At 39.7% G+C, this 19,296-nt stretch carries 20 protein-coding genes; 2 read left to right on the top strand and 18 right to left on the bottom strand.

The annotated features are described in order from the left end of the window. Window positions 1–26: 26 nt before the first annotated feature. From msrA to lgt, 7 genes are all read right to left on the bottom strand, one after another. Entirely contained in the window at window positions 27–551 is a 525-nt protein-coding gene (gene msrA, locus KTI78_RS07710) for a peptide-methionine (S)-S-oxide reductase MsrA (protein WP_004794799.1), read from the bottom strand. A 100-nt stretch (window positions 552–651) separates the two neighbouring features. Continuing rightward, on the bottom strand, window positions 652–1,707 hold the full coding sequence (locus KTI78_RS07705) for a DUF4105 domain-containing protein (protein WP_224992322.1): 1,056 nt from the start codon (window positions 1,705–1,707) through the stop codon (window positions 652–654). A gap of 14 nt (window positions 1,708–1,721) precedes the next feature. Next, window positions 1,722–2,231, bottom strand: coding sequence for a dihydrofolate reductase (locus KTI78_RS07700; RefSeq protein WP_224992321.1), 510 nt, complete (start codon window positions 2,229–2,231; stop codon window positions 1,722–1,724). A 45-nt stretch (window positions 2,232–2,276) separates the two neighbouring features. Beyond that, the gene (gene thyA / locus KTI78_RS07695) at window positions 2,277–3,119 is read right to left on the bottom strand and encodes a thymidylate synthase (RefSeq protein ID WP_016142275.1); all 843 of its coding nucleotides are present in this window, start codon (window positions 3,117–3,119) and stop codon (window positions 2,277–2,279) included. Between the two features lie 117 nt (window positions 3,120–3,236). Then, on the bottom strand, window positions 3,237–3,599 hold the full coding sequence (locus tag KTI78_RS07690; RefSeq protein ID WP_224992320.1) for a hypothetical protein: 363 nt from the start codon (window positions 3,597–3,599) through the stop codon (window positions 3,237–3,239). Window positions 3,600–3,608: 9 nt separating this feature from the next. Beyond that, window positions 3,609–3,968, bottom strand: a complete 360-nt coding sequence (locus KTI78_RS07685) for a hypothetical protein (RefSeq protein ID WP_031947294.1) — start codon at window positions 3,966–3,968, stop codon at window positions 3,609–3,611. Between the two features lie 79 nt (window positions 3,969–4,047). After that, a complete protein-coding gene (gene lgt / locus KTI78_RS07680; protein WP_016142272.1) occupies window positions 4,048–4,866 on the bottom strand; it encodes a prolipoprotein diacylglyceryl transferase in 819 nt (272 codons plus the stop codon). Window positions 4,867–4,959: 93 nt separating this feature from the next. Here lgt and KTI78_RS07675 point away from each other — a divergent pair, with 93 nt between their 5' ends. Further along, the gene (locus KTI78_RS07675; protein ID WP_016142271.1) at window positions 4,960–5,739 is read left to right on the top strand and encodes an NRDE family protein; all 780 of its coding nucleotides are present in this window, start codon (window positions 4,960–4,962) and stop codon (window positions 5,737–5,739) included. A gap of 47 nt (window positions 5,740–5,786) precedes the next feature. Here the strand turns inward: KTI78_RS07675 and KTI78_RS07670 are convergent, their stop codons facing one another. The 5 genes from KTI78_RS07670 to KTI78_RS07650 form a co-directional block, all read right to left on the bottom strand. Next, window positions 5,787–8,120, bottom strand: coding sequence for a PhoX family protein (locus KTI78_RS07670; RefSeq protein ID WP_262445687.1), 2,334 nt, complete (start codon window positions 8,118–8,120; stop codon window positions 5,787–5,789). 197 nt (window positions 8,121–8,317) lie between these two features. After that, window positions 8,318–10,270, bottom strand: a complete 1,953-nt coding sequence (locus tag KTI78_RS07665; RefSeq protein WP_262445686.1) for a PhoX family protein — start codon at window positions 10,268–10,270, stop codon at window positions 8,318–8,320. Window positions 10,271–10,445: 175 nt separating this feature from the next. Then, window positions 10,446–11,216, bottom strand: coding sequence for a twin-arginine translocase subunit TatC (gene tatC / locus KTI78_RS07660; RefSeq protein ID WP_262445685.1), 771 nt, complete (start codon window positions 11,214–11,216; stop codon window positions 10,446–10,448). Next, window positions 11,213–11,650 carry a Sec-independent protein translocase protein TatB gene (gene tatB, locus KTI78_RS07655; RefSeq protein WP_125699081.1) on the bottom strand — a complete coding sequence of 146 codons (438 nt, stop codon included), beginning with the start codon at window positions 11,648–11,650 and terminating at the stop codon, window positions 11,213–11,215. The genes tatC and tatB overlap by 4 nt, the downstream gene beginning before the upstream one ends. Window positions 11,651–11,662: 12 nt before the next feature. Next, window positions 11,663–11,881, bottom strand: a complete 219-nt coding sequence (locus KTI78_RS07650) for a Sec-independent protein translocase subunit TatA (protein ID WP_057105678.1) — start codon at window positions 11,879–11,881, stop codon at window positions 11,663–11,665. Between the two features lie 253 nt (window positions 11,882–12,134). On the opposite strand from KTI78_RS07650, the gene KTI78_RS07645 reads away from it, so the two are divergent. Then, the gene (locus KTI78_RS07645) at window positions 12,135–13,010 is read left to right on the top strand and encodes an AEC family transporter (protein ID WP_262445684.1); all 876 of its coding nucleotides are present in this window, start codon (window positions 12,135–12,137) and stop codon (window positions 13,008–13,010) included. 199 nt (window positions 13,011–13,209) lie between these two features. Here the strand turns inward: KTI78_RS07645 and rdgB are convergent, their stop codons facing one another. From rdgB to KTI78_RS07615, 6 genes are all read right to left on the bottom strand, one after another. Next, complete coding sequence (rdgB, locus tag KTI78_RS07640) at window positions 13,210–13,833, bottom strand: RdgB/HAM1 family non-canonical purine NTP pyrophosphatase (RefSeq protein ID WP_262445683.1); 624 nt, start codon at window positions 13,831–13,833, stop codon at window positions 13,210–13,212. Between the two features lie 177 nt (window positions 13,834–14,010). Continuing rightward, window positions 14,011–14,598: a tetratricopeptide repeat protein gene (locus KTI78_RS07635; protein WP_017385717.1), complete on the bottom strand. Its 588-nt coding sequence runs from the start codon at window positions 14,596–14,598 to the stop codon at window positions 14,011–14,013. After that, complete coding sequence (gene metW, locus KTI78_RS07630; RefSeq protein WP_001217230.1) at window positions 14,595–15,188, bottom strand: methionine biosynthesis protein MetW; 594 nt, start codon at window positions 15,186–15,188, stop codon at window positions 14,595–14,597. Before metW ends, KTI78_RS07635 begins: the two co-directional genes overlap by 4 nt. After that, entirely contained in the window at window positions 15,188–16,348 is a 1,161-nt protein-coding gene (locus KTI78_RS07625; protein WP_016142263.1) for a homoserine O-succinyltransferase MetX, read from the bottom strand. The genes metW and KTI78_RS07625 overlap by 1 nt, the downstream gene beginning before the upstream one ends. Before the next feature lie 82 nt (window positions 16,349–16,430). Then, on the bottom strand, window positions 16,431–18,128 hold the full coding sequence (gene leuA, locus KTI78_RS07620; RefSeq protein WP_016144279.1) for a 2-isopropylmalate synthase: 1,698 nt from the start codon (window positions 18,126–18,128) through the stop codon (window positions 16,431–16,433). A gap of 458 nt (window positions 18,129–18,586) precedes the next feature. Continuing rightward, on the bottom strand, window positions 18,587–19,270 hold the full coding sequence (locus KTI78_RS07615) for a Fe2+-dependent dioxygenase (RefSeq protein ID WP_239974861.1): 684 nt from the start codon (window positions 19,268–19,270) through the stop codon (window positions 18,587–18,589). Window positions 19,271–19,296: the final 26 nt, after the last annotated feature.

Here is a 19,296-nt window from a genome sequence, read left to right as displayed (position 1 = left end):
TTTGGTTGCTTTTTTATTGTTCTGATTTATTGATCTTTCATCAGATGCTGGAATTTACTATATAGCTTAAGCAGCTTAGGTGGGATCGCAAAGTTGCAATAACCTTGTGAAGGATTCTTTGCATAGTAGTTCTGATGGTATTCTTCTGCCGGATAGAAGGTCGGGACAGGAGACAGCTCAGTCACAATATCAAGATCATCATTTTTTAGAGTCTGAATTGTGTGTTCCGCTGCCTGCTTCTGCTCTTCATTATAATAGTAAATAACAGAACGGTATTGTGTGCCGATATCATTACCTTGGCGATTTAAAGTCGTTGGATCGTGAGTCGCAAAGAACACGTCGAGTAACTGGGAGTAAGTTACTTGCTCTTCATCAAAGTCGACTAAGATCACCTCAGCGTGCTGGGTGTCTCCTTGACATACTTGCTCGTAGGTAGGATTAGTTGTGTGCCCACCTGCATAACCACTAGTTACTTTTTCTACACCGCGTATTTGTAAAAATACAGCTTCGACGCACCAAAAACAGCCGCCGCCAAATAATGCCTGTTGCATTGTTTTTCCCTCTATTTCCTGCCTATTACAATAGGGTTTATGTATTTAAAATACAAAGTAAAGCATGTATAAAAAAGTAAAGAAAAGTGCATTACTTATTTCACTTAGCTTTAGGTAAACCTTGTCGAACGATTTGAGAGAAGTGTTGACTACTCTGATCTGAAAGCTGTTCAAAATTTTCAGTTCTTGGGTTGATATGTGCAATTTGATACCACTGTTTTAAACTGATATTTTGATTGAGTGCTTTAAGGTCATATAAATAATTAGGTAAGTAACCTGAAGCGATTAAACGATAATCTTTAGGAAGTTCATAGGGGTTAATCGCTTGAACCATATCAAAAATTAAAGTTGTACAGTTACTCGTAAGCGTGTTGTACCACCTCGGTTCTGCACGTAGCTCATCCGATTTCTTAAGATATTCTAAAAATAGCGCTTTTTGCTCGCTACGTGGCATATTGACTGGGAAATTATAAACCTGCTCTTTACGGATGTTGCTACGCGTATAGACAATATCTTTTTCATCAGAAGCAATTAAGCTAAGTTCATATTTTCTAAAAAAACCACCAATTGCTGAAAACTCTTCAGTTTTTTCTTTGCGAATCTCGATTGAGAAGACCAAAGGTTGCTGATTCTTAAATTCGAAGCTCACCAGTGTATGAGCAATTTGTGGTCCCATCCAGTAAGAAGCAATGATGTTTATGCCATTTAATTGCTTAAGATCAAATGTTCGGGTTTCCCATCGCACATCATAAGTTCCATCAGGATGCCAATTGAAGTTACGAACATTGTGTAAAGTGATTACATCGCCGTGCTTTTCATAGCTCAGCATATTGGCAACTTCTGGGTTCCAGTCGCGATCTTGACGTGCAGTAATGGAAAAATACCAAACAAGAGAGCAGGCAAATGCTAGAAGATAAATCAGGATATCGGTACGGCGGCTAATAATATGCCCTTCAACATATAAGCCCGCCATACTCAGTGCAAAAGCAATCCAGATACCGATGAGTATGCGGCTGCCTAACCATCCAAAAGGTTGTTGAACCCAGAGTGCTACACATACCCAAATACTAGAGAACACAATAAACAGCGTGAATAGACTATGTAGCAGCCCAAAAAGTAGAGCAATAATAAATTCACGTGTTCCGATATTGTGCATAGGTATCCATAAAATTATTTTTTATAAGTGGCAAATTCGAATGAAGTTCCTGATTTTTCATCAATTTGCTGTTCACTCGCAATTTTATGAAATTCACTCGGTATTGTTGGATAATGTGCATCACCTTGCACATCTAAGTCAACATGAGTGAGTTCAAGACGGTCTGCAATTGATAACGTTTGCTTGAATATCTCACCGCCACCAATGATGAACAATGCTTGTTTTTCAGTATTTTTTACATCTTCTAAAGCTGCGTTTAAAGCATCTTCAATTGAGTATGCAACCTTAACACCGTCAAATTGCCAGTTAATGTCACGGGTAATTACCCAGTTCACACGGTTTGGTAGAGCACGGCCCATAGACTCAAGTGTTTTACGGCCCATTACGACCACACCGCCTTGGGTGATTTCTTTAAAGTGTTTTAAGTCGGCAGAAATATGCCATGGCAACGCATTGCCTTTACCAATACAGTGATTCTTGTCCATTGCCACAACGTGGACAACTTCTACATTTTGCCATGCCATAATCTTTATTCTCTAAACCGTAATCTAATGAAATTTAAGCCGTCGTTATACTGCAACTGGTGCTTTAATTGCCGGATGTGATTCATAACCTACAATTTCAATATCTTCAAATTTGAAATCAAACAAATCAGTTATTTCTGGGTTTAGTTTCAATTGGCACAGTGGTAAAGGCTCACGTGTCAATTGAAGTTTAGCTTGTTCAAAATGGTTGGCATAAAGATGCGTATCACCACCAGTCCAGACAAAATCACCAACACCTAAACCACATACTTGAGCAATCATATGGGTGAGTAGGGCATAACTCGCAATGTTAAAAGGTACGCCTAAGAACACATCAGCACTACGTTGATAAAGCTGGCATGACAACTTGTTGTCTTGTACAAAAAATTGGAAGAGCGTATGGCAAGGTGGTAATGCAACTTGTCCCGCTTCATTTGGGTTCCAGCCAGAAACAATTAAACGGCGTGAATTTGGGTTGGTTTTAATTTCATTAATTAACCATTTAATCTGGTCAAAACCATCTTGGTTATAAGTACCATCTGCCTTTTTTGTTGCACCGAAATTACGCCATTGATGACCATAAACAGGCCCAAGCTCATGTTCTGGGCGGCCAAAACGAGCAGTTTGTTCTGCTGTTGCCCATTCGTCCCAAATTGAAACTTTATTATCTTTTAGATATTGGACGTTGGTGTCACCTTTTAAAAACCAAAGTAACTCAATCACGATAGAACGGAAATGAACTTTTTTTGTGGTGAGTAAAGGAAAACCTTTAGAGAGATCAAAACGCATTTGATGACCAAATACAGAACGGGTTCCTGTGCCTGTACGGTCGCCTTTGTCACCGCCATTATCAAGGATATGTTGTAGTAGGTCTAAATATGCACGCATAACACTCTCGAGTTCGGATTAATTCCATAAAATAGAAGGGAGACGGTTCATGGATCAATAAACCGTGGAAGATAATAGCATGCTTTGGGAATAGTAAAAACGAGCTAAGTTTTATGCTTAAAAACGTTTCGCACGATTTTGATAAATTGAAACAAGAAAAAATCCAACCAGTACAAAGCCTAGAGCTTGTATCGTTGCGATCCAATTGTGTTGAGGTGGCAGCACCCACATCACGATAGCAACAATAATGAAAGGATAAATTTTAAGTAGAAACTGAAAGTTAGATTTATGTGAGCTACGAACTGAAATTTTTGTTTTTAAATATTGTCCGAAGTGAAGTCCAAAACCTAACACAAGACTAAGGATTGTATAGGTCGGCGATAAGGGCTGAGCTTGATTGGCTGCATAAATTGCAACACAAACCACAATAATAAAGATAAGTTTGATGTGGCGCGGAGCGTTGTACCAATAAGCCAACATATATCAAGCCTATTTATTAAAAAGTGATTGAGGTGAAAAGATAAAAGCTGCAAGTGCCATAAAAGCAATTCCTTGAACACCCCAGACCAGCAAGTTCGGCATTGTTTTAACAAAAATAAGTGCAAATAACAGTGCGATAGGGATCCAAGTCAGCAGGCGGTAAAGCAAGCCAGTCGGATTTTTTTGAGCAAAATGTAATTTAAAATAACGGCAGATTAAAAAGATAACACCCGTTCCAGTAAACATGAGAATCGTATCTAATGGCAAAGGCTGGTATTGATATAGTCCAATACAAATAGCCAAAGTAATAATTAAAATCACTAATTTTTTAAATGTTGGGACTTGTGTGTCAAACCAGAATTCCAGCATGGCATATCTTCATTTTTGGGAGAGTAAAACTGTAGCATAAAAAGGAAAAGAGGAGCCGAAACTCCTCTGATTTATCATATTAACTGTTCTTTTGTGGACCCCAGTCATAAATTTTCTTTTGATAGGCATACCACATCATCCAAAGGCCAATCAGCAACATTGGAACGGTGAGGATTTGTCCTTTAGTCATCCAGCCAAATAGAATAAAACCTTGGTCCGCATCGGGTTGACGGAAGAATTCCATCACAAAGCGCGCAACGCCATAACCCATTAAGAATAAAGCAGAAACTGCCATACGTGGACGTGGTTTTGAACTAAACCACCACAAGATAATAAATAGGATTAAGCCTTCACAAATTGCTTGATAAATTTGTGATGGATGACGTACCAGTTGTAATGGATCAGTTGGGAAGATCATACCAAATGGGTAATTAGGATCAGTTACCGCACGGCCGTATAACTCTCCGCCAATGAAGTTACCAAAGCGTCCAAACATTAGGCCAGTTGGTACACATGGCGCAATAAAGTCGAGGGTTTGGAACCATGTTTTTTGGTACTTTTTACACCAAAATAACATCGCAATCATGACGCCTAAAAAGCCGCCGTGGAAACTCATACCGCCTGTCCAGACTTGAAAGAGCCAAATCGGGTTTTCAAGGAATTTATCAAACTCATAGAAAAGGACATAGCCGACACGACCGCCCAGAACAACACCTAAGGCACCATAAAACACCAGATCGGAAACCATGTCCGATGTCCAGCCATCACGCTGTTTGGCACGGTAGGAAGCAAGCCCCCAAGCACATAAAAATGCCAATAAATACATGAGTCCATACCAATGAACTTGAAGAGGTCCTAGATGTATTGCGACCGGATCGATATTAGGATAGGTCAGCATTGCTGCTCCTTGATCTTACGTTTTGACAGATTGTAGCGGAATGATGTGAAAAATGTTGTACATTCAATGTGTAAAGATAGGGAATAAGAAAAGATGTGTATTGTCGCTTTAGCATGGCATGTTCTGGATGATATGCCCTTGTGTCTTATGTCAAATCGGGATGAGTTCTATCATCGGCCAACCGCATTATTGCATCAATGGGATCATACGCCGATTATTGCAGGGCAAGACTTACAGTCGGGCGGTACTTGGATGGGAATAACACCTCAAGGTCGATGGGCTGTGTTAACCAATTTTCGTGATGGACGAGATCAAAAGTCATATGAAACGTCTCGGGGCCATTTGGTTCAGGCTTTTTTAGAATCTGATTTATTGCCGATTCGATTTGCTCAACAATTAGAACAACAGCAACAGAATTTTGCTGGCTTTAATTTGTTTATGGGAAATGCGGATCAAGCGGTTTATATGAGTAACCGTGGTGAAGCGCCGCAAGTCTTAGCTAACGGTGTTTACGTGGTTTCGAATGGCTTGATGTCTGAACATTGGGAGAAAACTAAACATTTAAGAACACGCTTTACCCAAGAGTTTTTGCCTATGCTTCAGCACCAAACGGAAGAGTTAACTTTACAGCATGCGGCGTGGGATATTCTTGAAGATGAGCGTAAAGTTACGACAGCATTACTACCCAATACAGGCATCCAGCCAGAAATGGAGGAGTTGTTATCCTCAACCTTTATTCAAAGTCCTGTGTATGGAACACGTTGCTCAAACTTTCTAAGAATGACCAATAATGAATGGCTTTGGTTGGAAAAGACCCAACAAGGCGAGCATAGTGGACAAATCGTTCAGCAACAGGTTCTCTTAAATCGATGATAATAAAAATGCCGATCAATTGACCGGCATTTTTAATTACTTAAGAATTAACCCGCGATCACACCGCCATCTTTACGGGTAATCACCACAGTTGCTGAGCGTGGGCGTGCAGTTTTATTGTTTGGATCTTTTTGAGTTGCAGGCCAGTTACTGTCTGGTGTCGAGTAACTTTTCGAGTCTTCACCAGGGTGTTGAACATTAATAAAGATTGCTTTGTGGTCAGGTGTCATGGCAATGCCTGTAATTTCACATTGCTTTGGTCCAACCAAGAAACGGCGTAGTGTTGAATCTGTAACTTTAGCGCCGACTAGCGTTTGTTGGCCATTTGACGTAGTTGCAGTACCACCATCACCAATTTGGCCCGGTAGTGCAGCAAGCATCATACAGTTAGTAACATCGGTGTAAGCACCATCATCTGTTTGAATCCAAAGTACGCCACGTGGGTCAAACCACATCCCGTCTGGAGATGACAAATCATTATTGTCGGTTAGGCCAGACAAGTTGATGTTTGAAGCCATCGATGCTTCTGCACCAAACAGATAAATATCCCACTTGAAGGTTTCGGCAGTGGTTTTGTCATCAGTTTCTTTAAAGCGGATAATGTGACCGTTAACGTTACCCTTTTGCTCTTTAGTGCCGTTGTAGAGGTCTGTGTAGTTACGTGGATTTGCAGCATCGGTCGCGTAATCTTTACCACGATTTGAGTTGTTGGTTAGAGTGACATAGACTTCGCCATTTACTGGATTGACTGTACACCATTCTGGACGGTCCATTTTGGTAGCACCGACTGCATCACCCGCCAAACGTGCAAATGTGACAACGTCTGCCTGAGATTTGAAAGGGTAAGTGGTGTTGCTTTCATTTAAGCCATTTTTGCCATATGCAAGCTCAATCCATTGACCTGTACCATCGTTATTAAATTTGGCAACATACAATTTACCCGCGTTCATATATTTGTCGCCAGCTGTATAGCCACGATTTACATCTTTGGCATCCCACACTGCGGTAGAGACAAACTTATAGATGTACTCACCGCGAGAATCATCACCCATATAAAACGCTAATGGCTGACCTACTACGGCACGGCAAGCACTGTCTTCATGTGCAAAACGACCTAATGAGGTACGTTTAACTGGATTTTGACGTCCATCAAAAGGGTCAATCTCAACCATCCACCCGAATGTATTTGGACCGTTACGATAATCTTGGGTAGCTTGTGCAGTTTTTACATCAGCATTCCAGCGATCATACAAGTCTTGTGACTCTACTTGACCAATTGCTGTTTCCCAGCCGTAACGTGAACTTGTGCCTAAATAAATTTGGCGCCCTTGTTCATCAACGTTAGGGATGAACTCACCATTTTTATCTTTTAAGTAAATGATATTGCCATCTTTATCTTTTTTAGGAGCACCTTTTTCATCTTTCTCATACAAATAAGGTTCATCTTTTTTAACACCTAAACCATAACGTTTTAATGCAATTTTTTCTGCATCTGTACGTGCATATTCATCACTACCTGAACGTTGGAAATAACCAATAAAGTTTTCTTCGGTAGTTAAATACGTGCCCCAAGGTGTATAACCGTTACCGCAGTTATTATGGGTACCACGTGTTTTACGTGCAGTCGGTGAGAAGCGAGTTGCAAGCAGGTTTGAACCGGCTGCTGCACCTGCAAACTCCATAACTGTAGAAGCGGTAATACGACGATTAAAAATAGAGTTTTTATCAATTGTTACTTTTTGAGTTGCTGCATCTTTTTTGATGTGAACAATAGAAACGCCATGTGCATTGGTTTCACGGATGACTTCATCTTCAGGGCGGCGTCCATCAACTTTTGTCGGGCCTTTGGGGTGGAGGAACGTTTGGTTGATATACTCGTGATTCATCACCAATAAGCCTTCAGCTGAAACACTTTCATCAAAGTTTTTTGTTGAAGCATTTAAACCAAAGAAATGCATGCCGTCATGACAATCCCCTGAACGGAACTGGAAGCTTGGGCCTGATGGAATATTATTGTCATCCCAATCTCCAACTCTTGGGTTGATTGAATCACCCAAAGCATAAATGACATTCGCTTCATAACCTTCAGGTACAGTCACAATATCGTTATGGTTTTTCGCAACTGCGGTAAAAGTTAATTTTTCTGGTTTTTTATTTGGATCTACTGGTGTGGTCCCACCGTTGTTTGAACCTGAGTCATCATCACTATCATTACAGCCTGTTAAGGTAGAGGCTAAAGTTAGTGCTACCGCACCGCTTGCTGCTTTTGTAATTAAACTACGGCGACTGATGTGTTGTTCTAAAATGTCGCGAAAGTGGGTGTTGTCAGAAGTATTATTGTCCAGTTCTTGGTCTTCATGATATGGCGTCAGCTCTGTCATGGGAAATTCCTAAGTAAATAAAGAGATTGTTCTAAAAGTCTTCATGAGCTTAGTTTGTGAATGTGACGAGGCTTTGACGTTTTGATGATAAGTTAATGAAATGTTCTATAATTTTTTTCATAAAAAGTGAAAGTTGACTGTAAAAAACATTAAAGCTGACCTTGGCCAGCTTTAATACTTAAAGATGGTATGAAAAATTATTTGGTTGTGACAGAAGGGGCAATTGGGTCTGCTGTAATATAGCCGACGTTTGCGCTATAACCATTATTATAATTTTGGTTAATTAATGCTTTTACATCATCAGGTACACTGCTGCTATCGCCTGGGTGCTGGAAGTTGCTCATGATGTAAGTCCAACCATTAATTGAATCTACAGCATGTAAGCCTGTTGACTCTGCACCTGCTGGTGTCGAAAGCAGTCGTGTTAACTCTTTAGTATCTACATTATATGCCCACAAGAAGTTATTCACATGGTTACCCGAGTCTTCACCAATAAATAATGTACGTAAAGTTTCAGAGAACTTCAGGTTGTCTGGGCTAGCAACTTTGTCTGGGTGAGCTGTATTACCTAAGCTATCTTTCTCAAGAAGATCTTCACCCATTAACAACATATATGAGTAAAGAGGAACCCATTCGCTATTGATTGCGCTACCTTCATTATCTGTAAAGCTTTTACCTAATTTGTGTGCAAGCACGCCACCAGCAGTAATCTTTTTGGAGAACCCTACATTATGTTCCGCAACATAACCTTTACCGCCAACAACCATTGAATCTTGAATATTAGCTAAAGCAGAGTACGCAATTTTATCTTTAATATTTACGTTAGTACCTTCCATCTTGGTGAACGCCATACTTGCACCTTTTAACGCTGCATAACGATGTGTTTCCAAGAAAGCGGCCGCTTTTTCCATGCCTGGTTTAAGTTTTACCCAAAGCTGTTTCTTTGCCAAAGTGATTTCAGTGTAACTAGCATCATTTGGATTGATTGTTAAACTTTCCATGATGTCAGTTGATTTAATTCCACCAGCAACTAAATCTTCAATTTCTTTACTTGTCGCGTGACCAAGTTTGATCCATTGAATGCTGGCTTGCGATGTTTCAGTTAGCGTATTGATGTATTTAGCAACATAGAGCGTACCTGCCGATAAATCTTTTTCTTTATCAGCAACGAACATGAAGAAACCACCATTTGTGTAGTCATCACCCATGAGCGCTGTACGGTTGTCTGGCATAACATGAATAAGTTCATGAGAAATACGACCTAAACAATAATGCTTTTTAATGCTACCAGTACCATCTAGGTTAACCGTTACTTCTGGCAAATGACCATAGTTATAGGGATTTGCTTTAGTTTCATCACCAAAGAAGTATTTCCCAAGATATTTTGGATCTGTACCACCAATGCCTTGATTGAATGCATCAGGCTCATATTCTTCACTCGATAAGTGAGTGTTCCAAGGTGATAAGCTCGCACCACAAGTGATCCATAAGCCATGAACAGGAGCAGTATCAACATTGAAGTATTTTTTAAGCTCTAAGTGACCTGTTTTCGGGTCTTGATCTAAAGTCAAAATTGCGATTGGAGAAGGTAGCTGACCGTAAGTGTCGCCGCCTGCTTGGTCTTTAGAGTTATATTCAAATTGAACAACATGGAACACAGGGTTTGCTACGCCTTCAACTTTCGCACCTTCTAATTGAATTAAAGACGAACCATCTGGACAGTCAGAAAAGAACTGGCGCTCTTTACCAGCAACTGACTTATCCATAATTGGATTGCCATTAACATCAAAATAACCACCCGCGATAATAGTTCCACCACCGTGCTTTGGTACGCTATCACCTGTTTTAAAGAAGGGTTTATAAGCAAGTTGGTATTCAGTACTGGTTGAGTTTTCCCAGTCAATTTTTAATTTAGAATTCACTAAAGTTGTTGCGCGGTCTGCTGCAATCGTAGGCGCAGACATTGCTGTAAATTTTGCATTTTTTAATTTACTTGGTTGCGGTGTTGGTGTGATTACAGAACTATCATCACTATCATTACAACCTGCTAACGTTGCTGCCGTAGCCATCGCACCTAATGGAAGGAAAGGAATCCCCGAAAACCATTTTAAAACTTCGCGACGTGTTGGGTGGTTAGAAGCAGTTGTCATAATAAATCCGTAAATTTTGTGGGTATATTTGTTGAGTTGATTCTATGGATTGAAAATGACACTTTTCTTACATTTTTAAGTCACTTTGAAGACAGTTTATTGCTTTGTAGATTAAAAAGTGCTCTACATAAAAAAGCCTGAACTTAGAGGTTCAGGCTTTTTCTTAAAAACTATTTTATTCGGCAGAATGAGTTTTTCTTTTCTCAAGAATTTTACCGAAGAGCAGACCAAGCTCAAAAAGCAACCACATGGGAATTGCTAACATCACCATTGAAATAGCGTCTGGTGGGGTAATAAACATTGCAACGAAAAAGCATCCTACAATAATAAAACGTCTTTTTTCAGCAAGACTTTTTGTATTCACCATACCAATTAAAATAAGCAAGAGAGTCGCGATTGGAATTTCAAAAGTTAGTCCAAACACTAAAAATAACTTTAAGCAAAAGCTTAGATAGCTATTAATATCGGTCATCGGTGCAACAGTTTCAGGCGATACACTAATAAAGAAATGCAAAATTGCCGGAAGGGTAATGTAATATGCAAAAGCAACGCCCGCATAAAACAAGACAATACTACCGATGAGTAAGGGCAGGGCTAAATGGCGTTCTTTTTGATATAGCGCCGGACGAACAAATGACCATATTTCATAAAGAATAAATGGCATTGCCAGTACAAGCGCGACAAATAAATTGAGTTTAAAAGGTGCCATAAATGTTGCAGTGACATCGGTTGCAATCATTGAGGAGGAGGTCGGGAGTTGCAGCCTTAAAGGTTCGGATAATAATTGGTAAGTATTATTTCTAAAGGGTAATAAGCAAAAGAATAAAAATAAGGTTACCCCGACAATTCTAAATAAATGGCGTCTTAAAACAACCAAATGGCTCATGATTGGCATTTGGTCTAAATTTTCCTGACTATTTACAGTGGTTGAAGGCAGTTGGTTCATACGGCAATCTTCAATTTAACAGGTGATGTCTCTGAAATATCAGTTGATGATGTGAAAGGCACAAATTTTCCCACATATGGAACTTTATAATGGCCTGATATAGGAAGACATATCCGAATAGGTTGAGGCATCTTTTTAACTGCCTCAGTCTTATCTATATTTTCAGCAATATTTTGTTTTTGGATTTCTTCAAGTTGTTGTTGAACTTTTCTTTCTAATGCTTCAATGCGGTTGAGCTCTTCTTGCATTTCTTTTCGAAACTCAGAAAGACGTAACTCTTGATCAATCTCATTTTGCAAATTGGTAATATAACGTTTTAGGCGAACATACCAGCGACCAGCAAAGCGTGCAGCTTCCGGTAGTTTATCTGGACCTAAAACTAAAATTGCAATAATTGCAAAGCAGAGTAGCTCTGTCATTCCTACATCAAGCATGGTCGAAAACCTTTAGCTTTTTACTGATGTGCTGTCAGGAGTTTTGACTTGGGCATCAATTGTACGTGGAGTATTAAGCGTTGCAGTTTCGTCTTCTTCACGAACTGATTTTTTAAAGTCTTTTACTGCACCACCAACATCTTTACCGATATTTTTTAATTTAGATGTACCGAATAATAAAATAACGACAATTGCAAAAATAACGACATGCCAAATAGATAAACCAGCCATGATCTTATACCTCTTTTCAGTTTGCTTTATATCAACAGGTTGCCATGACAGGAATGTGACACTTATGTGTCATTTTTAAGACAGTGAATAAGGGCTAAAACCTAAAAAGATAATTTTCATAGACAAATTATTTAATTATTTAATTTATAAGCAGGCTGATATCGGGTGCTTAAATTACTTGAAATGGAAAGCACATTTCACTTTGAAAAGGTGTAGCATAACAAGCTGTTTTTAATGAGCAAGAGGAGAGAGCGTGGCGCTACTACTGCCTGTATTGGCATTTATCACAGGACTTTTACTTGCTCAGACTTCCCTTGCAGAAACTATAAAACCTATTCTTTCAGCTTGGCTTGCTCGCTTACTCATTCCAGTTGTGATTATTTACAACATGGTATTTTATCAGCCGGGTAGTTTGAGTTTAATGCTCTTTAGCTTCGGTTCAGCATTTCTTATTTTCTTTACTTATTTAGCTTTATTTAAAGATCGCTTATTGGCACTTTGTGTAAGTTATACCAACATGGGCTGGCTAGGCTTTCCTTTTGCCATGGCCTTATTTGGTCCTGAAGCAACTGCTCCAATTGTTGCGCTATATATTGGGATGTCTCTTTTTGGAAATGCATGGGCTGTCACGGCAGTCACCACCGCACCACAAAGTAAGCTCAGCATATTAAAAAAGGTTCTGTCATCTCCACCGTGTATTTCAATATTTTGTGCACTTCTGCTCAGGTTATTAGGGGCTCAACATCTCGAGCATCCCGCCATACATTGGGTATATGAGGTTGCCAAGTTCGCAATGACTTTTGCTGGCATGTGTGTATTGGGAATGTGGCTGCGTCGTACTCGAGTACATTTAAAAGACTTAATTTATAGTACGAAAGCTCAAGCATTTAAAGTTGCCTGTGGGGTTGTACTTTGCGGCTTAACTTATAGGTTTCTACCGATTCCAAATATTTCTCAGCAAATTGGAGTGATGTTTTTAATGTTTTGTTTGCCGCCAGCAGCCAATATTGTAGCACTAGAAACACATTATCAAGGAACGGGAAGATCTGCGGCTTATATCGCTTCAGGGACGATTGTGAGTTGTATGTGTATTACGATTTATGCTGTGTTTTTACACTTGTTCGTCTAATTAATTATTTAATTCTAAGTTTCCTACATTTACTTGTGCGAAGGCGGCATGGATGCCGCCAGTTAGACTGTGGTACAAGGAAGTACCATCAGTCTAACAAAAGATTTTTGCTTACTTTTCATCTTTGAAAAGTAAGAGTTGCCTATACAAAGCCGAATACTCTCTAGCGTGGTATTCAAAGGCTATATGAAAAGAAACTTTATACTAAGCTCTCTCTGAATAACTGCATCGCTTGCCCACGATGACTAATCTTATTCTTGTCTTCTTTAGAAAGTTCAGCGCTAGATAATTGTAGCTCAGGCAACCAGAACAATGGGTCATAGCCGAAGCCATTTTCACCACGTGCAACTTCTAAAATTTCGCCGTGCCAGATGCCTTGGAAAATTTGTGGTAAAGGATCTTCAGCATGCGTCACTAAAGCAAGTACGCATACAAACATACCTTCAATTACTTCACCATTTTTACGGTAGGGTAAAAGGTCATTTAATAATTTCGCATTATTTGCTGCATCGTCACCATGTTCTCCAGCATAGCGTGCTGAATAAATACCAGGTGCGCCGCCTAAGACTGGTACACAAATACCAGAGTCGTCAGCCATAGCAGGCTTACCTGAAATTTTAGAAGCATGACGAGCCTTAATAATGGCATTTTCAATAAAGCTTAAGCCGTCTTCGATTGCATCAGGAATATTAAGGCGACCTTGAGGAATAATTTCTACTGGTAACTTCAACTGTTCAAAAAGTTTTTCAAACTCAGCGACTTTACCTTTGTTATTGCTGGCAAGAACTAAACTGCCCTGATCAAACCAATGTGGGGTAGACATAATAAAACCAAACTTTATAGCTAATATCGAACATCAGTTATGTTACGTGTTTTTTAAGAGGGGATATAGAGGTAAACAAATAGAATATAAATGAGAATATCCTAATAAACTAAAACCACCTTGTAGAGCATACAAGGTGGTTTTAGTCGAGTAAGGTTTTTTACGGATGAACCGTTATTATTGTGCTTGAATCCATTTGTCCGCACGGTCACGTGCTGTACGGATTTGTTCTTGAGTCAAGTTTGCTGCAAGAGCAGTTTTCTTACCTTCAGATAGGCTAATCACTTTATTGTCGAGCATGCCATCACGAGTTGAAAGCTCATACCACTGGTAAGCACCCACGTAGTTTTTCTTTTGCTCTTCCATCATCGCGAGGTTATAGCTTGCACGGTTATCGCCATTGCTTGCTGCTTTTTCAAAGTATTTACGAGCCATAGACTCATCTTTTTTAACACCAATACCGTCGGCATACATACGGCCCACGTTCAGTTGTGCTGGTGATAAACCTTGGTCAGCTGCTGCTTTAAACCATGCGAAAGCTTGCTTCTCGTCTTTTGCTACATCTTTACCATATTGGTAGTGTGTACCAAGGTAAAATTGCGCGCCTGCTTGACCAGCTTTTGCTGCTTTTTGAAGATCATTAATCCCCATTGTTGAAAAACGTGCAGCCTGACTCGCAACCGATTGTGGCTGGGCGATATAATCTGCATGAGCCTGCATACTTAGCAGTCCTGCAAATAGTGTGCTAAATAATGTCTTTTTCATAGTGCACTCACTCGATAAATAGCGACTTCACCAAACAAATTCGGAACATGTTTGCTTAACAGGCTTCCCTGCTGATTTCCATTGACGGCGAGTCGATTAATAATTTGTATCTGATTTTCAGCACATAGTGCTTCAAAATCTTTAAATGTACATAAATGAATGTTGGGGGTGTTATACCACATATATGGTAGAGCATCCGATACAGGCATCATTCCTTTTAATGCAAGAAAAGAGCGAGTCTTCCAATGCGCAAAGTTTGGAAAAGTAATAATGGCCTGTTTACCCACACGCACCATGTCTCTTAATAAAACATCGGGTGCATCTACGGCTTGCAAAGCTTGTGCCATAACCACATAGTCAAATGACTGGTCAGCAAAGCGGCTTAAGCCGAGATTCAAATCTTGTTGAATAATATTTAACCCGCGACTGACCGCAATTGCAATCTTTTCTTGATCAATTTCTAAACCATAAGCACGAATTTGATGCTTTTGGCTCATATGAGCGAGTAATTCACCGTCACCACACCCTAAATCGAGTACGCTTGAGCCGGGTTTAATCCACTTTTCTGCTAGTTGTTGATCAATACGCATTAGCTTGCCTCCAGTGATGTCGATTTTAAGTGTTCTTCACCGCCTAAGAAAGCGCGCATAGTTTTGACATACAGTGGAATAGGGAATAAGAACGAGTCATGACCTTGCTCAGCATCAATATCTAAGTAACTTACAGGCTTATGATTAGTAATAAGTGCATCTACAATTTCTTGTGAACGGCTTGGTGCAAAACGCCAGTCAGTGGTAAACGAGACAATCAAGAACTGACATTTGGTTTTGCCCATTGCTTCAGTGAGTGAGTGGCCGTATTCACGTGATGGGTCAAAATAATCTAAAGCTTTGGTCATGATGAGGTAGGTATTGGCATCAAAGTTACGGCTGAACTGTTCGCCTTGATAACGAAGATAGCTTTCGACCTGAAATTCGACATCAAAACCATACATAAATTTGCCAGATTTTAAATCACGGCCAAATTTTTGTTTCATGGCTTCTTCTGAAAGATAGGTGATATGACCTACCATGCGAGCCAAAATTAGTCCGCGTTTCGGGTAACTATCATTTTCTAAATAACGACCATGATGGAAATCTGGATCGGACAAGATCGACTGTCGTGCAACTTCGTTAAATGCAATATTTTGTGCTGAAAGCTTTGGTGCACTGGCAATAATCACACACTTTTGTAGACGGTCAGGATAATCGACTGACCATTGTAGGGCTTGCATGCCCCCTAATGACCCACCAACCACTGCATACCAAACGTTTACACCTAAACGGTCAGAAAGCATGGCCTGAGTTTTAACCCAGTCGCGCACCGTTACTAATGGAAAATCCGGTCCATAAGGACGGTTATCATTTTCAGGATTTGGCGATGTTGGACCAGTTGAGCCACTACATCCACCAATATTATTGAGCGAAACTACAAAAAACTTATTTGTATCGATTGCCTTACCCGGGCCAATACAGCTATCCCACCATCCAGCTTTTTTATCATCTTCATGGTGATAACCGGCCGCATGATGATGTCCGGAAAGAGCATGACAGATTAAAATGGCATTTGATTGATCTGCATTTAAAGTGCCGTAAGTTTCAACCATTAATTCAAAACGAGGCAAAACACGCCCACATTCAAGATGTAATGGTTCTTCAAATTGGAACTTTTGCGGAGTGACTAACCCCACTGAATCAGCTGGAAAAGACACGGGAACATTTCGCCTTTTAAATCTTTCAGGAATAAAAAGAAAGGATACCAAGCTAGGTATCCTTTCCAAAGTCTTTTTTTAATTAAACAGCGGCGGCAACCACCTGATCTGTACTTAAAACACCTTGATCAATCAAACGGTTGGTACAAGCGATAATTGCTTCAATGGATGAGGTGACTGTATTGTCATGAACACCGGCACCAAATGAACCTTTACCTGTACCTTTTACTTGAAGCTCAATTAAGGTTAATGCTTTCGCATTTGCACCTGAACTAATACTACGTTCTTCATAGTTCAATACGTCAATTGGTAATTGAAGTGCATTTAAGAACGCAGAGATTGGGCCGTTACCTTCACCACGAAGTTGTTGTGTTTCACCTTCGACATCCACATCAAGTTCGATAATCTGAGTACCGTTAATATCAGATAACTTGTAGTGTTTAACTGTGTAATGATGGTTTTTCACATCAACATAAGTGTCTTTAAATAATGTCCAGATTTCTTTGGCATTAATTTCAGTACCGTTCTCATCAGCATATTGTTGAACAACTTGGCTGAATTCGATTTGTAAACGACGCGGCAACACAACGTTGTAGTTCGATTCTAATAAGTATGCAATACCACCTTTACCAGATTGGCTGTTTACACGAATTACAGCATCATAGTCGCGGCCCAAATCTTTCGGGTCGATTGGTAAGTAAGGCATATCCCAGACTTCTTCGTTTTTCTGATACTCGAAGCCTTTTTTGATTGCATCCTGATGTGAACCAGAGAATGCAGTAAATACCAAGTCACCTGCATATGGATGACGAGGGTGTACCGGTAAGCCAGTACATTCTTCAACCGTTGCAATCACTTCATTAATATTAGAAAAATCTAACTCAGGCGCTACACCTTGGGTGTACATGTTCAATGCAATTGCTGCAACGTCAACGTTACCTGTACGTTCACCATTACCAAACACACAACCTTCAACACGGTCAGCACCTGCCATAATGGCAAGTTCTGAGGCAGCAATACCACAGCCGCGGTCATTGTGGCAGTGAACAGAAATGATCACACCATCACGACGTGCCAAATTACGATGCATCCATTCAATTTGGTCTGCATAAACATTTGGTGTAGAAACTTCTACAGTCGCAGGTAAGTTTAAAATCACTTTATGGTCAGGACGTGCATCCCAAATTTCTGTGACGGCATCACAGACATCTTTAGCGACTTCTAATTCAGTTGCAGAGAAACACTCTGGGCTGTACTGGAAAATCCAGTCAGTTTGAGGATACTGTGCAGCATACTCTTTAACTTTTTGAGCAGCATTAATTGCTAATTGTTTTGCACCATTAACATCTACGTTCAACACCTTTTGACGGAAGGTTGGAGAGTTCGAGTTATAAATATGCACAATTGCGCGTTTAGCACCTGCCAAAGATTCAAACGTACGTTCAATTAAATGGTCACGTGCTTGAACCAAAACTTCAATGTATACGTCATCAGGAATATGATTTTCTTCGATCAACATACGAGTAAAATCGAAGTCAATTTGTGATGCAGAAGGGAAACCGATTTCAATATGTTTAAAACCGATTTTCACAAGCATTTTGAACATTTTGAATTTTTGTTCCATGTTCATCGGTTCAAAAATTGCTTGGTTACCGTCACGTAAATCGGTACTCATCCAGATTGGCGCTTTTGTAATTTCTTTATTCGGCCATTGGCGATCTGGTAAATCCACACGTTGGTACATACGGCGGTATTTTTTGCTAGGGTCAGCCAACATCATGAGAAAACTCCTTGTCTCGTAGCGCGGTTGCTCTGGATATATTTAAAAGGCAACGTCTCTACTTAATATATGGTATCTAATTCAAAAAAATTAAAGGTAATTTTGAAGTGCTGCTTTAAAAAGCAGACAAAATTTTTATACGCGCGCTTGGCGCAGCATCAGGAGTTGCAGATGATGTCTTGCTTGAGTAGGCTGGGCAAACAAGTAATTCGTTTTCATCTCTAGACCGTAGAATAATAAGTTTGATGGTTTGCGGGTAATCTTGATATTTAGATATATCACATCTAAACAATGATTACACCTTGTGCAAAATTCTTATCATAATTTTAGTTAAGTTGTTTAGAAAATAATTTTCTAATTTTGCGCTGTTTTATTTTTTATGGAAAATTATTTTCATATTTTTGCCTTTTTAGGGTAAAAAAGATTATTAAGTCTTAAAAAGGCAAAAATAAATAGTGTTACAGTTCTGACCACATACGAATTAAATTATGATAAATGTTGGTGAGCTTCATGACTTCTGGGTAGTTATCGCCGTGTGATTTGCGTAGTTCTCGAATGCTCTCATCAAGATTAAATAAGAGATGGCGTTTACTATCGTCTCGAACCAGACTTTGTACCCAGAAAAAAGAAGCAAAACGAGTACCAGAGGTAATACTGCTGACTTCATGTAGGCTGGTAGAAGGGTAGAGCACCACATCACCCGCGGGCAATTTGACTTCGTGATAACCATAAGTGTCTTCAATAACGAGGTCACCACCTTCATATTCATCAGGTTCACTTAAAAATAAGGTACATGATAAATCGGTGCGTAGCTGTTCAGAAGTTCCACGAATAAGACGAATTGAGTTATCTACATGGAAACCAAAGCTTTCATGTTCATCATAACGATTAAAAAGCGGTGGAATAATTTTATGAGGTAAGGCTGCGGCCTGAAACACAGGATTTTGCCAAATTGCTTTGATGACAATCTCACTTAAATGGTGGGTAAGCGGATCTTGTTCTGAAAGTTGCTGATTTCTTTTAACAGAAGCAGACAAGGTGCCGGCAGTCACTTTTCCACCTACCCAATTGGCTTCTTCCATGAGCTTACGAAACTCGGCAACTTGCTCTTTGCTTAAAACATTGGGGATATGATGAATCACAGCAAACACCTTTTATATAGCGACTT

Origin of the sequence: Acinetobacter sp. WU_MDCI_Abxe161 (assembly GCF_025514355.1) — a bacterium.
In the GTDB taxonomy this organism is placed as follows: Bacteria; Pseudomonadota; Gammaproteobacteria; order Pseudomonadales; family Moraxellaceae; genus Acinetobacter; species Acinetobacter pittii_E.
Note: the sequence above shows the minus strand (reverse complement) of the source record. Positions and strands in the feature narration are given on the sequence as shown.